Genomic DNA, 13,233 nt, shown 5'->3' on the forward strand with positions numbered 1-13,233 from the left:
ACGGATCCGAACAGGTCCGAACGCCTGCTCCCGGCCCCGACGGCGCGAACGCGGATACGGTCTGGCCCGAGCGCCGCAGACGTCCGGCGGCGCGGGAGGGACGGGGCGAAGTGACCGAGCGCGCCGCGACGTACGCCGAGGTGTTCGCGGTGCGCGAATACCGCCACCTGTTCGGTGCGTACCTGTTGTCCCTGGCCGGCGACCAGCTCACGGCCGTGACCGTGGCGTACCTCGTCTTCAGCGAGACCGGCTCGGCCGCGCTGGCCGCCGCCGCCTACGCCAGTTCCTACCTGGCCTGGCTCACCGGCGGACCGCTGCTGTCCGGTCTCGCCGACCGGTTTCCCCGGCGAAGCGTGATGATCGCGTGTGATCTTGGCCGGGCGGCGCTCATCCCGCTGGCGGCGCTGCCGGACCTTCCCGCGCCGGCTCTGGTGGTGCTCCTCTTCGTGGTCAACCTGATGCGGCCACCGTTCGTGGCGGCGCGGGCGGCGTTGATGCCTGAAGTGCTCGACGGCGACCGCTACGCGCTGGCCAACGGCGTGGACAACATCTGCGCCCAGGTCGTGCAGGTGGTCGGCTTCGCCGTCGGGGGGAGTCTGGTGGCGCTGCTGTCGCTGCGCGGTGCCCTGCTGGTGGATGCCGGCACGTTTCTGGTGTCGGCTCTTCTGATCAGGATCGGCGTGCGGTCCCGCCCCGCGCCTCGACCGCGGTCGAACCCGACCGGTCAGGGCCGGGCTGCCGGTCTGCGGGTGATCTTCGCGGATTCCCGGCTGCGGTCCTACGTTCTCGTCCTGTGGATCGCCAGCGCCTTCACCTACGCAGCCGAAGGGCTGATGGCACCGCTGGCCCGACAGTACGGCGGCGGCGCCGGCACCGTCGGACTGTTGCTGGCGGCGGCGCCGTTGGGGATGTCCCTCGGCGGGGTCGCGCTGACCCGCTTCTGTCCACCGGCGGCCCGGCCACGGCTCATCCTGCCGCTGGCCGCGATGTCGGCCGGGGTGCTGACGGTGGCGTGGCTCGTCCCTCCGCTGTGGATGATGCTCCTGCTGTTGGTGCTGGCCGGCGCCGCGAGCGCCTTCGCCATCCCCCTGAACGCGTTGTTCGGCCGGGCGGTGCCGACGCAGTACCGGGGACGCGCGTTCGGGGTGGCCATCACCGGTCTCAGTGTGCTGCAGGGGACGGCGATGGTCCTCGCGGGTCTGGCCGCCGACCGGTGGCCGGCCACCACCGTGATCGGGTTCAGCGGATTGTCGGGCGCGGTGGCGGTCCTGGCCGTCGTGCCGCTGTGGCCGCGGCGACCTGCCTCCACACCAGCGACGTTCGAGTCTGCGGTCGAACAAGCTCGAACGACTCCGAACGCCGACATCCCTACCGCCGAAGCGGGCCGTGGCCGACTCTGAGGTCACCTGGCGGGTACGGGGGCCGTCACCGAGGTGAGAGGAGAAGGGCATGCGCAGCGTTCGCAACCGTGGCATCAGCTGGACCTGACCCTGACGCTCCAACCGGGGTGGTCGCCCGACAGGCGACCACCCACCCCCTCGACGCGGCTGCGCGTCAGTCGACCGCGGCCCGCCAACTCCAGGACGTGCGCCTCGCCCGGCCGGGCAGCTCACCGCGGCCGGTCATCCAGAGCAGCACCTCGGGTGCCGCCCCGGCCGGGGCGTCCGGGAAGAGTCGGCGCAGCACCAGCGCGCTCAGCCGGTGCGGCGGCTGCCACGGCACAGCGAGGCCGAGGGTGATGTCGTGGGTGTGCAGCAGGGTCTCGGCCACGCCCATGGCGGCGAAGCCGGCCGGATCGCACGGACCGAAGTGCCAGGCCCGCGTGTCCGGCGGGGCGGCGTCGACGGCGGCGGCGAGCAGCCCGGCGCAGGCCCGCACCACGGTGAGCACCTGCGTCGGGCTCGCGTCGGGGGAGACCCGCAGGTCGTACGGCAGATAGCCGTCATCCGGGCGGCCGGTGACCTGGCCCGCGTACCCGAGGAGGTCGTGCGCGACGTGCGCCGCGGTGGTCCAGCAGCTCCACCGCAGCGAGCCGGCCGGCACCGACCAGTCGCGGTCCCGGTGTGGCAGCAGCACCCGGGTCATCTCCTCGGCTGCCTCCCGCAGGTCGGCGCCGCTCACCGCCGACACTCGCCGACCCGCCGGGCAGCAGCGGGCGTGGAAATCCCGTCATGGGTAAAGAAAGTTGAGGCATGCAAGAATCCATCCTTGCACATGGGGGGAGGCGAGCAGAGTGTTGCCGAACCTTGTGGTGGACACGACGGCGTTGCCCCCGGCGGACCGGTTCGCGTTCTGGTATGCCCTGGTCGCTCAGGAGACGGCGCCGGCGCACATCAGCAGCGGCCACCTGGACAACTTCGTGGCCTACGCGCAGGCCATCGATCTCGGCCGCATTCGGATGACCTCGCTGCGGTACCCGTCGCTGGACGCGATCCGGCCCAGGAAACTGGTCCGCAGCGCCGAAGGGGACGTGTACCAGCTCACGCTGCCACTGACGGGTCACAGCACCCTGATCCAGGACCGCACCGAGTCCACGCTGGAACCCGGTAAGCACTTCACGCTCCTGGACCCCGCGCGGCGGCACGTCGCCCGGCACCGCGCCGGCGGCCCCGGTCCCGCCACGACGATCACCGTGCAGATACCCCACGCGGCGCTGCCTCTGGCACCGGACCGGCTCCGCCGCCTGCTGGCCACGCCGATGCCGTCGCACGTCGGGGTCGGCGGGCTGTTGGCCCACCACCTGCGCAGCATCGCGGCGCACCCGGAGCAGTTCGAGCCGGCCCAGGCCGAGATCCTGGGCAGTGTGGCGCTGGACCTGCTCACCGCCGCTCTCGCCGAGTACCTCGACGTCGAGGACGCGCTGTCCCCGGAGGCCCGGCACACCGCGCTGCGCGCCCGCGTCGTCGACTTCATCGACCGCCACCTCGACAGTGACGAGCTCACCCCTCGTAGCGTCGCCGCCGCCCACCACATCTCGCTGCGGTCGCTGCACCGCCTGTTCGAGGCGGAGGCGACGACGGTCGCCGAACTCATCCGCGCCAAGCGCCTGGAGCAGTGCCGGCGTGACCTCGGCAACCCGCTGTCGCGGCAGCCGGTCCAGGTCATCGCCGCCCGTTGGGGATTCCCGGACAAGGCCCACTTCAGCCGCCTCTTCCGTGCCCACTACGGACGTTCGCCGCAGGAGTACCGCAGGGCCGTCGCGCACCAGGACCGGTGACCCGCCGGACCGACCGCGCTACCTCCGGCGGTCGGTGGGATCGTCCGCGACGAAGTCACGGACCGCGGCGCGGATGCTGTCGCCGTACGGGTCGTCCGGCAGCCGCACGAGGTGTTCGCGCACCCGGGCGAGGTGCTCCTGGGCCTGGCCGACGTTGCCCAGGCGCCGGTGGCAGTCGGCCAGGTTGAGGTGCAGCGACGGCAGGAACGCCTGGACCTGGAGCGAGGGCAGGTGTCGCTGGGCACGTTCGTCGGTCAGGTCGGACACGGCGGCCAGGGCCCGTTCGTCCCAGGCCAGCTCCGCCTCGGTGCTGTCCTGCAGGTCGGCGAGGTGGTGCGCCAGGGTGCAGCGGTGCAGGGCGTCGCCGGTGGGGCCGAGTTCGTCCCACAACGCGGTGAGCAGCTCACGGGCCTGGGCAGGCGCGCCGCTGTGGCCGAGCTGTACGGCCTCGATGATGCGGGTCATTGTCGGGTCGGCGGTCGCTTGGTCGGTCATGTCGCCGATGGTCGGGCCTCGACCCGGTCGAGGGTCAAACTCGACTCCTCTCAGCTCCGCGCCGGTGACCACCCGTCGGCGACGAACCGGGAGGCGTCGGCACCCTCGCCGGCGAACAGCATGCCGTGCCGGTCCGCCGCTACGACCCGGTCGACGTAGACGCCACGCCCCTGGCCGGAGCCGTCGGTGCTGCTGCTGAACCGCAGGTGGGTGGCCTGATCGGGCAGCGCCACCGTGACCTGCCACCACACCCGACCCCCGTAGCCGGTGACCGTGCCGTCGGCGCTCCACCGGCGGGCGGCGTCGCGAAGCTGCATCGTCGCCGGCGCCCAGGTCCGACCACCGTCGGCGGAGACCTCGAATCGCGCGCTGTCGAAGCGGGGCTCGGTGTCGTACCAGAGCAGGAAGCTCGCCGCCCCGCCACGGCCGGGCCGACGCAGCGGCGCCGTGAGCGTGCTCGTCGCGGAGTCGCGTGGGTCGGCCCGCCAGGCGCTGGCCGAGCGCGGACGTACCGGCATCGCCTCCGCGAGGTCACGCGCCACGGCCCGTCGGGCGACGTTGTTGCTGCCCCAACCCCGGTCCGGGTGCACCCGGTTGCTGAGCATGACGACGAACGAGTGGGAGAGCGGGTCGATGACGATGGACGTTCCGGTGAAGCCGGTGTGCCCGAAGGCCACCGGAGAGGAGAGCCCCATCATGTACCAGTGCTTGTTCAGCTCGAAGCCGAGCCCGCGGTCGCTCTCCGGGTAGGCCGGCTCGAGCGGCGCGTTGTGATTGACCAGCATCGCGCGCACCGTTTCCGAGCGCAGGATCCGCCGGCCGCGGTATTCGCCGCCGTTGAGCAGTGACTGGCAGAGCACGGCCAGGTCCGCGGCCGTGGAGAAGACGCCGGCGTGCCCGGCCACCCCGCCGAGCGACCACGCGTTCTCGTCGTGCACCTCACCCCACACCATGCCGCGTCCGGCGTACGGCTGGTATTCCGTCGCGGCGATCCGCGACCGTCGCTCCGGGCCCGGGTTGTAGCCGGTGTCGGTCATGCCCAGCGGCCCGGTCACGCCGTCGCGGACCAGGTCGGCCAACGGCCGACCGGTCACCCGCTCCAGCAGGACGCCCAGCGCGATCAGCCCCAGGTCGGAGTAGACATACTGGCTACCGGGCGTTGCCCCGGTGGTGAGCGGCGTGGCGAGCGCGGCGGCGAATCGCTCGGCCGGTGTCGGGTACCTGCTCCACAGCGGTGTGAACGCGGGCAGGCCCGATGTGTGGGTGAGCAGCATCCGCACGGTGACCGCCGCCTTGCCGCCGGCGGCGAACTCCGGGACGTACCGGACGACCGGCGCGTCCAGTTCCACCCGCCCCCGCTCCACCTGCTGCATGGCGGCGATCGTGGTGAACAGTTTCGACACCGACGCCAGGTCGAAGATGGTGTCGCGCCGGGTCGGGATCTGCTGGTCGGCGGGGAGTTCCACGCCGACCAGGTCGGGCGGTGGCCCAACCGCGGAGTACTTCACCGCGCTGCCCACGGCGGCGTGCTCAACGATCACACCGTCCTTGGCGGCCAGGACCACCGCGCCGGCGTACGCCGGGTAGCCGGGGTGCTCCGGGGTCGGCTGGAGATACGCCGCCAGGTCGGTGGGCAGGCGATCCACCTGGTCGGGGAGCAGTCCGACCTGGCGGGCGCTGCCGCGCCGCAACGTGTCGTGACGGAACTGGATGTCCGCGGGGGTGACGGTCGGCGGACCGGACGTGGGTGTCGCGGCGACCGCCCCGGTGCTGGGCAGCACCGTGCCCAGGATCACCAGAGCCAGGCCGAGCGCGAGTGAGCGGAGCGGACGAGGGGTCGACCTGGTCATCACCGCACTCCTCAGTAGAGCAGGTAGGGCCGGCGACGCCGGTTGAAGGTGGCCAACTCCTCGGCCCAGGCGCCGACGACGTCGTCCACGTCAGCTCCGGCGTCGATCTGGGTCCGCAGTCGCGGCGACCCGGTGAGCTTGTCGATCCAGTACGGGCGCACGGTGTCCCACGAGTCGCGTCGCCAGGCGAACGCCGGGTACCTGTGCGCCTCCACGAGCATGGCCACGCCGGTGCGGATCGGGTCGTACACCGCCGGGTCGACGACCTTGACCTCGACGCCGGCGCAGAGCTTGTTGAGCAGGTCCGGCTTCTGCCCGCCGCGGTCGGTGAGAAGTACGCCTCGCGGAACTCGACCCCGGGCAGGTTCCGGGCGTTGAGCCGGTCACCCCAGTGGTGGTCGAAGTCCGTCGCCAGCCCGCCGATCAGCTCGAACGGGCGGCACGTGCCGCGCCCCTCGGTGATCGAGGCGACACCCTCGAACAGCCCGGTGCCCGGGTAGACCAGAGCGGTGTCCGGGGTGGGCATGTTCGGGCTGGGCATCACCCAGGGCACGCCGGTGTCGGCGGCGAGGGCGTCGCGCTTCCAGTGCCGGCACCGCACCACGTGCAGGTCGACCGGTCGTCCCGCCTCGGCCGGCAGGAACGTGGCGTTGAAGAACCCGGCCAGCTCTCCGACGGTCATCCCGTGCTGCTGAATGATCTCCTTGAGACCCACGCCCGAGGTGTACGGGTTGGTCATCATCGGCCCGTAGGCCCGCCCGCCGATCGGGTTGGGCCGGTCCAGCACGACGTAGCGTCTGCCGACCCGGGCCGCGGCGACCATCGAGGTGTACATCGTCCAGATGTAGGTGTAGAAGCGGACTCCGACGTCCTGGATGTCGAAGACCACGGTGTCCACCCCGGCCTCGGTGAACATCGCTTCCCATCGGGCCTGCGAGGCGCCGTACGCGTCGTACACCGGGATGCCGGTGCGTGCGTCGACGCCGGTTCCCTCGCTGCCACCGGCCTGGGCGGAGCCGCGGAAGCCGTGCTCCGGGCCGAACGCCGCGACCAGGTGCACCCGACCGGAGCCGTGCATCAGGTCGACGAGATGCCGGTAGGACGCGTCGACGCCGGTCGGGTTGGAGATGACGCCCACGCGCTGACCGGCGATTTCGGCGAACCCGGACGACACCAGCTCGTCGAGGCCGGTGCGGACCCGACGGTCACGGGAGTTGGCCGCCGCCGGTCCGCCACCGAGCGTCCCCGCCCCCAGCGCGCCCGCACCGACCGCGCCGACCAGGAAATTCCTCCGCTGCATGCTTGCCTCCTACCAGCTCAGGCCGTGGCCGTAGGGGTAGAGCACGGAGCCCGCCCCCTCGGCTGTGGGGATCGTGACGGGCAGCCGTCCGCTCGGGGACAGTTCGCCGTGCAGCGCGCGGACGAGGGCGTCCATCGCCGCGCGGGTGTACGAGTACGTCGCCAGGTAGGTGGTGACACCCGGCAGGTACGCGATGTCGTACGGGTCGCGGACGGCCACGACGACAACGGGTTTCCCGGCGCCGAGCAGCGCCGCGACGAGGCGCTGCTGGGTGGCTCGCGGGTCGGTGACGGCGGTGTCCCACGCCTTGTTCACGAGCACGACGGTGAGGTCGTGCTCGGCTGCCTGGCTCGCCGTGGCGGTGATCGTCGCGTCGGAGGGCAGGGTCGCCGGTCGGGCGGTGACGCGGGCACCACGCGTGGTGAATCCGGCGGCGACCGTCGCGACCGGGGCGAAGGCGGCGCTGTCCCAGCCGGTGATCAGGACGGACCGGTCGGCGTGGGGCAGGGGCAGCACTCCGGCGTCGTTGCGGACGGCGGTGAGCGTCGGGTCGGTGACCTGGGTGACGGCGGCGAGGTGCTCCGGGGCGCCGACGGTCCGGACGGCCGTCTCGACGTCGACCAGCGGCGAGCGGGCGAGTCCCTGGCGATACTTCACGCCGAGGATGCGTCGGACCGACTCGTCGATCCGACGCTCGGTGAGCTCGCCGGTGGCGACGGCCCGCAGCACCGCGTCCCGCGCCAGCGCGAGATTCGGCGGCATCAGGAGCTGGTCGGCGCCGGCCTTGAGCGCCAGTACGGGCACCCGCTCGTCGCCGTACTTCGCCCGCACGCCAGCCATGTTCAGCGCGTCGGTGACGATGACGCCCCGGAAACCGAGCTCACCGCGCAGCACGCCGGTGAGGATCGTCGGCGACAACGTCGCGGGGTCGCCGGACGGGTCGAGCGCCGGAACCACGATGTGCGCCGTCATGATCGTGTCGACACCGGCGCGGATGGCACGCTTGAACGGCGGCGCGTCGATCCGATCCCACTCGGCGCGGCTGTGGTTGATCACCGGGAGACCGGTGTGGCTGTCGGTGGCCGTGTCGCCGTGCCCGGGGAAGTGCTTCGCCACGGCGGTCACCCCGGCCCGGTCCTGGAAACCGGTGACCTGGGCGGCGGTGAGGTCGGCCACGAGGGTGGGGTCGGCACCGAAGGACCGCACGCCGATCACCGGGTTGCCCGGGTTGACGTTGACGTCGGCGATCGGCGCGTACGGCTGGTGGATGCCGACGGCGCGCAGCTCGCGTCCGGTGACCTCCGCCGCCGTCCGGGCGGCCTGGGGCGACCGCCCCGCGCCCAGCGCCATCGACCCGGGGAACTGGGCGGCGGGGGAGGGCATTCGCACCACCGCGCCCTGCTCCTGGTCGGTGGAGATGAGCAGTGGGACCCTGCCCTTTGCCCCGTCGCCACGGGCAGCCCTCTGCAGTCCGTTGGAGAGGGTCGCGATCTGCCGGGGGCTGTCCAGGTTGTGCGACCAGGAGAAGTAGCAGACGCCGCCCAGGTGGTACCGCTCGATCACCTCGGCGGGTGTCTCCACACCGAAGGCGGCGAGGTTCGCGGTCCGGTCCGCGGCGCTGGGGTCGGTGGCGTCACCGCCGTAGACGTAGGTGGCGAAGAGTTGTCCGACCTTCTGCTCCAGGCTCATGTGTCGCAGCGTCGACGTGACCCAGCCGTGCTCGGCGGTCGATGGGCGCACCGGCGTGGCGGCCTGGGCAGGCAGGGAAGCGAGGGTGGCCGCCAGTGTGGCCGCCAGGGCGGTCGCGGTAACGAGTCGGGTCTGCATAGACGCCTCTCAGTCCGGGTGGCTGAAACTTAGCTACACGTCAGCCGCCCGTCAAGAAGACAACCTACAGATTGCCGTCGGTTGAAATGGGAGGCCCCTAGGGAGAGTGCTCGAACCGTTGCGAAAGGACACCCGATGCAGAGTCAGGAAATTACAAAGCTTTGCTCGAATCTTGCAGAGTACTGTTCGTGTTCGTAAACTGCCGTGGTGAGCGAGCACCCTTTGGTCCAGGCGAGCAACCTGACCAAGATCTACCCAGCACGCGGGTCCACAGCGGAGTTCCGCGCGGTCGACGGCATCGACTTCGCGCTCGATCGGGGGGAGTCCTTCGGGCTGCTCGGCCCCAACGGCGCCGGCAAGTCCACCACCATGCGGATGATCGCCGCGACGTCACCGATCAGCGGCGGCAGCCTGCGCGTGCTGGGCATGGACCCGATGAAGCAGGGGCCGGAGATCCGCGCCCGGCTGGGCGTCGTGACGCAGGACGACCACCTGGACAACGAGCTCACCGTGCGGGAGAACCTGCACATCTACGGGCGGTACTTCGGTCTGCCGCGGGCCGTCATCCGGGACCGCGCGACCCGGCTGCTCGACTTCGCCCAGCTTCAGGAGAAGGCCGGCGACCAGGTCGAGACGCTCTCCGGCGGCATGCGTCGGCGGCTGACCATCGCCCGCTCACTGATCAACGAACCGGACATCCTGCTGCTCGACGAGCCGACCACCGGCCTCGACCCGCAGGCCCGACACATCCTGTGGGACCGGCTCTTCCAGCTCAAACAGCAGGGCGTCACGCTCATCCTCACCACCCACTACATGGACGAGGCCGAGCAGCTCTGCGACCGGCTCATCGTGGTCGACCACGGCCGCATCGTCGCGCAGGGCTCGCCCCGGGAACTGATCACCAGGTACGCCACCCGCGAGGTTCTCGAACTCCGCTTCCGCCTCGACGAACGCGACACCGCGGCGGAGAAACTGCGCACGTCGGTGCTGGCCACCGGCGGCAACGACACCGAGGGCCGCGTCGAACTGCTCCCCGACCGGGTGCTCGTCTACACCGCCGACGGCGAGTCCGCCCTCGCCACGGTGCACGCCATGTCGCTCACGCCGCTCACCGCGCTGGTCCGCCGCGCGACGTTGGAGGACGTGTTCCTCAAGCTCACCGGCCGATCGCTGATCGAGTAGCAGGGGAGCTCACTGGTGTTTCGTGTATTCCGGTACTGGTTGACGCGCTACCGGCGCACCTGGCGCGGCTCGATCGTGATCAACGTGCTGAACCCGTTGCTGTTCCTCATCGGCATCGGCGCCGGGCTGGGCGCCCTCGTCGACGACAACGCGCCGGCCCAGATCGCCGGCGTCTCCTACGCGGCGTTCTTCGCCCCCGGCATGCTGGCCGCCGCCGCGATGCAGAACGCGTTCCTGGAAGGAGCCGGGGGCGTCGCCCGGGCCGCCGGCTTCGGGGCGTACCGCAGCGCCACACCGACACCGCTGAGGCCGGAGCAGCTCGCCGCCGGGCACCTGCTCTTCATCACCTTCCGGGTACTCATCGCCAGCGGCGCCTTCATCGTGGTGATGGCCGCGTTCGGGTTGATCGGGGGGTGGTGGGCCCTCGGCGCCCTGCTCGGCGCGACGCTGACCGGGGTCGCGTTCGCGGCACCCGCCGCCGCGTGGGCGGTCGGCGTCCGCAAGCTGCGCCACATCGACACGGTTTTCCGCTTCGTCATCATGCCGCTCTACATGTTCTCCGGTACGTTCTTCGCGGTCTCGCAGCTACCCGAGTGGATCCGACCGGTGTCCTACCTGCTGCCGCTGTGGCACGGGGTGGAGTTGTGCCGCACGCTCAGCCTCGGCACGGCGACGATCACCGGCAGTTCCGTCCACATCGCCTACCTGCTGGCGCTCGCCATCGGCGGCTTCCTGGTCGCCCGAGTCACCTACCGCCGACGGTTGCACCCGTGACGGCCCACGCCCAGAGCCTCGTGGAGACACCATGACCACCGTCGCCGTACCCGCCTGGACCAGACGCCGGGCCCTGGCGCTCATCGAGCGCAACTTCATGATCTACCGCCGGTCGGTCACGCCGCTGCTCAACGCGCTCGTGGAACCGATCCTGTACCTGCTGTCGATCGGCGTCGGCGTCGGGATGCTCGTCGGCACGGTCCCCGGCGTCGATGTGCCGTACGCCTCCTACGTGGCCCCGGCGATCCTGGCGACCACGGCGATGAACACGGCGTTCAACCAGACGAGCTTCGGTGTGTTCATCCGGATGAGGGTCGAGAAGACCTACGAGGCGATCCTGCCGACACCGCTCTCCGTCACCGACATCGCCGTCGGGGAGGTGACCAGCGCGATGATCAACGCGCTGCTGACGTCGATCGGATTTCTCACCCTCATGGCCGTCGGTGGGCTGGTCACGTCGGCCTGGGTGCTGCTGGCCCTACCGGCGTCGCTGCTGATCTCGTACGCGTTCGCCGCCGGCGGACTGGCCGTCACGACGTACCTGCGAGACTTCCCCGACTTCCAGTACATCCAGCTGTTCATGCTGCCGATGTACCTGTTCGCGACGACCTTCTATCCCCTGTCGGTCTATCCGGAGGCGGTGCGGCCCCTGATCCAGGCGCTGCCGCTCTACCACAGCATCGAGTTGGTCCGGGAACCCGCGTTGGGCCGCCTCAGCTGGGACCTGCTGATCCCGGTGGCCTACCTCCTCGCGTTCGGCTCGATCGCGATGTACGTCGCCACCCGCCGAATGACCCGGGCGATGCTGCGCTGACCGGCGTTCGAGCGTGTCACCGCTGGGCGACGATGGCCTCGAGCACCGAGCGCACGGAGGTCGGGCGGTGACCGATCAGCGTCTGCAACGTCGGGTCGGTGACGGCGAACTCTCCGCGTCGCGCCGCGCGGTACAGGCCAAGGGTGAATTCGGCCGCTGCCGCCGGCGTACCCCGCTCGATGGCTGCCGCCCGCCACTGGTCGTCGGTGACGACGACGCGGGTGACGGCGCGGCCCGTGATGTCGCTCAGGATGCCGGCCACCGCTTCGAGGTCGAGCGCCTCTGCTGCGGTCAGCGCCGGCGTGATGCCGTCGAGCAGGCCCTCCTCGGTCAGGGCAATCGCCGCGGCCTCGGCAAGGTCGGCGTGCGCGGTCCAGGACACCGGGCCGTCCGCCGGCGCCACGAGTTGACCGGTCTGAAGCGCCGTACCGATGGAGAAGCTGAGCGTGCTCGCGTAGAACCCGTTGCGCAGGGCGGTGAAGGGAACCCCCAGCCCGGCCAGGTGCTCCTCGGCCGCGGCGTGCGTGGGTTGGGCGGCGAACAGCGAGTCCCGGGAGGCGGCCTGGTGGCTGGTGTACAGGATTCGCTTGGCTCCCGCTGCGTGCGCGGCGTCGATGGCGGCGCGGTTCGCGACGACCGCGTCGGCGCCGCGGATGGCGGCGGACACGACGAGGACCTTGTCGGCACCCTCGAAGGCGTGTTCCAGCGTGGTCGGGTCGGTGAAGTCTCCGGCGCGTACCCGCACGCCACGCTCGGCGAGGCCCGCGGCCTTGTCGACGTCGCGCACGCTCACGCCGACGGCGTCGGGTGGGAGCCGGTCGAGCAGCCGGTCGACGATCTGGGACCCGAGGTGACCAGTGGCACCGGTGACGACGAACATGATGAGAGCTCCCTTGTTATCGACGTTACGCTGCCGACGTTAGCACTGATATTCCGAGGTTAACAAGGCGCTGTTAGCATCGATTCATGGTGACGACGCAGGACACGACATCCCGCGACGACGTCCGTGCGGGCATCGTCACGGCAGCGACCCAACTGCTGCGGGAGAAGGGCGCGAACGCGGTGACGACGCGCGCCGTCGCCCAGGCCGCGGGCGTACAGGCGCCGACCATCTATCGGTTGTTCGGCGACAAGGACGGCCTCATCGACGCCGTCGCCGAGCACGTCATGGCCACCTACGTCAGCGGCAAATCGGTCGCAGCGGACACCGCGACGGGCGACCCGGTCGCGGACCTGCGCTCCGGGTGGCGCGCGCACGTGGAGTTCGGCCTGACAAACCCCGAGTTGTACGCGCTGATCGCCACGCGGGGGAGCGGCGCACCCTCGCCGGCAACGGTCGCGGGCCTCGACGTGCTCCGCCGCCGCGTCCGGCGACTCGCCGCAGCCGGCCTCCTCCGGGTCGACGAAGAACGCGCGCTCATGATGATCCACTCCGCGGGCAACGGAACCATCCTCACCCTCTTGGGAATGCCCACCGACCAGCGCGACCCCGGTCTGGGCGAGGCCATGCTCGATGCCGTGCTCGCCAGCATCCTGGTGACAACTCCGGCGACACCCGACACGACGACGAACGCGGTCGCGGTGACCTTCGCGACGGTGCTGCCCGACCTCCCGGGGCTCACCGACGCCGAGCGCGCGCTGATGGCCGAGTGGCTCCAGCGTTCGCTGACTCGCCGGAAGCCATGATCACGTGCCCGGGAAAGAACTCGACGGGATCGTGCTCGGGGATATAGCTTGCAGTTGACCGCGACACCACCCGAGGAGGTGAGACCCA

General features: G+C 71.0%; 12 protein-coding genes and 1 pseudogene. 6 read left to right on the forward strand and 7 right to left on the reverse strand.

The window, feature by feature from the left end; translation table 11 throughout:
* The first annotated feature begins 110 nt into the window (after positions 1–110).
* Positions 111–1,400, forward strand: coding sequence for an MFS transporter (locus tag ACFYL6_RS02860; RefSeq protein WP_387166530.1), 1,290 nt, complete (start codon positions 111–113; stop codon positions 1,398–1,400).
* Between the two features lie 154 nt (positions 1,401–1,554).
* On the opposite strand, the gene ACFYL6_RS02865 is transcribed toward ACFYL6_RS02860, so the two are convergent.
* Positions 1,555–2,121, reverse strand: a complete 567-nt coding sequence (locus tag ACFYL6_RS02865) for a maleylpyruvate isomerase N-terminal domain-containing protein (protein WP_387166533.1) — start codon at positions 2,119–2,121, stop codon at positions 1,555–1,557.
* A gap of 112 nt (positions 2,122–2,233) precedes the next feature.
* On the opposite strand from ACFYL6_RS02865, the gene ACFYL6_RS02870 reads away from it, so the two are divergent.
* Positions 2,234–3,217 (forward strand): helix-turn-helix domain-containing protein, encoded by a 984-nt coding sequence (locus tag ACFYL6_RS02870; RefSeq protein ID WP_387166535.1) that lies wholly within the window; start codon positions 2,234–2,236, stop codon positions 3,215–3,217.
* A gap of 18 nt (positions 3,218–3,235) precedes the next feature.
* Here ACFYL6_RS02870 and ACFYL6_RS02875 read toward each other — a convergent pair whose 3' ends face one another.
* From ACFYL6_RS02875 to ACFYL6_RS02895, 5 genes and pseudogenes are all read right to left on the reverse strand, one after another.
* Positions 3,236–3,712, reverse strand: a complete 477-nt coding sequence (locus ACFYL6_RS02875; protein WP_387166538.1) for a hypothetical protein — start codon at positions 3,710–3,712, stop codon at positions 3,236–3,238.
* Positions 3,713–3,762: 50 nt separating this feature from the next.
* A complete protein-coding gene (locus ACFYL6_RS02880) occupies positions 3,763–5,562 on the reverse strand; it encodes a serine hydrolase (protein WP_387166541.1) in 1,800 nt (599 codons plus the stop codon).
* A gap of 11 nt (positions 5,563–5,573) precedes the next feature.
* Entirely contained in the window at positions 5,574–5,813 is a 240-nt protein-coding gene (locus tag ACFYL6_RS02885) for a hypothetical protein (RefSeq protein ID WP_387166544.1), read from the reverse strand.
* Positions 5,814–5,938: 125 nt separating this feature from the next.
* A pseudogene (locus ACFYL6_RS02890) lies at positions 5,939–6,862 on the reverse strand (exo-beta-N-acetylmuramidase NamZ domain-containing protein); the annotation flags it as partial.
* Between the two features lie 9 nt (positions 6,863–6,871).
* The gene (locus tag ACFYL6_RS02895) at positions 6,872–8,689 is read right to left on the reverse strand and encodes a glycoside hydrolase family 3 protein (RefSeq protein ID WP_387166546.1); all 1,818 of its coding nucleotides are present in this window, start codon (positions 8,687–8,689) and stop codon (positions 6,872–6,874) included.
* Positions 8,690–8,893: 204 nt separating this feature from the next.
* Between ACFYL6_RS02895 and ACFYL6_RS02900 the strand changes: the two genes are divergently transcribed.
* The 3 genes from ACFYL6_RS02900 to ACFYL6_RS02910 are packed head-to-tail and all read left to right on the forward strand — an operon-like array spanning position 8,894 to position 11,459.
* On the forward strand, positions 8,894–9,871 hold the full coding sequence (locus ACFYL6_RS02900) for an ABC transporter ATP-binding protein (protein WP_387166549.1): 978 nt from the start codon (positions 8,894–8,896) through the stop codon (positions 9,869–9,871).
* A gap of 15 nt (positions 9,872–9,886) precedes the next feature.
* On the forward strand, positions 9,887–10,645 hold the full coding sequence (locus ACFYL6_RS02905; protein WP_387166552.1) for an ABC transporter permease: 759 nt from the start codon (positions 9,887–9,889) through the stop codon (positions 10,643–10,645).
* Between the two features lie 31 nt (positions 10,646–10,676).
* Positions 10,677–11,459 (forward strand): ABC transporter permease, encoded by a 783-nt coding sequence (locus tag ACFYL6_RS02910; RefSeq protein ID WP_387166555.1) that lies wholly within the window; start codon positions 10,677–10,679, stop codon positions 11,457–11,459.
* 16 nt (positions 11,460–11,475) lie between these two features.
* On the opposite strand, the gene ACFYL6_RS02915 is transcribed toward ACFYL6_RS02910, so the two are convergent.
* On the reverse strand, positions 11,476–12,339 hold the full coding sequence (locus ACFYL6_RS02915; protein WP_387166557.1) for an NAD(P)H-binding protein: 864 nt from the start codon (positions 12,337–12,339) through the stop codon (positions 11,476–11,478).
* 86 nt (positions 12,340–12,425) lie between these two features.
* On the opposite strand from ACFYL6_RS02915, the gene ACFYL6_RS02920 reads away from it, so the two are divergent.
* Positions 12,426–13,145 (forward strand): TetR/AcrR family transcriptional regulator, encoded by a 720-nt coding sequence (locus ACFYL6_RS02920; RefSeq protein ID WP_387166560.1) that lies wholly within the window; start codon positions 12,426–12,428, stop codon positions 13,143–13,145.
* Positions 13,146–13,233 lie beyond the last annotated feature (88 nt).

It is taken from the genome of Micromonospora sp. NPDC007208, assembly GCF_042869175.1.
Taxonomy (GTDB): Bacteria; Actinomycetota; Actinomycetes; order Mycobacteriales; family Micromonosporaceae; genus Micromonospora; species Micromonospora foliorum.

Bases quoted from the DNA above. Each gene is read 5' to 3' on its own strand.
- ACFYL6_RS02920 (WP_387166560.1), top strand. From the start codon at position 12,426: ATGGTGACGACGCAGGACACGACATCCCGCGACGACGTCCGTGCGGGC.
- ACFYL6_RS02875 (WP_387166538.1), bottom strand. From the start codon at position 3,712: ATGACCGACCAAGCGACCGCCGACCCGACAATGACCCGCATCATCGAG.
- ACFYL6_RS02880 (WP_387166541.1), bottom strand. From the start codon at position 5,562: ATGACCAGGTCGACCCCTCGTCCGCTCCGCTCACTCGCGCTCGGCCTG.
- ACFYL6_RS02895 (WP_387166546.1), bottom strand. From the start codon at position 8,689: ATGCAGACCCGACTCGTTACCGCGACCGCCCTGGCGGCCACACTGGCG.
- ACFYL6_RS02910 (WP_387166555.1), top strand. From the start codon at position 10,677: ATGACCACCGTCGCCGTACCCGCCTGGACCAGACGCCGGGCCCTGGCG.
- ACFYL6_RS02915 (WP_387166557.1), bottom strand. From the start codon at position 12,339: ATGTTCGTCGTCACCGGTGCCACTGGTCACCTCGGGTCCCAGATCGTC.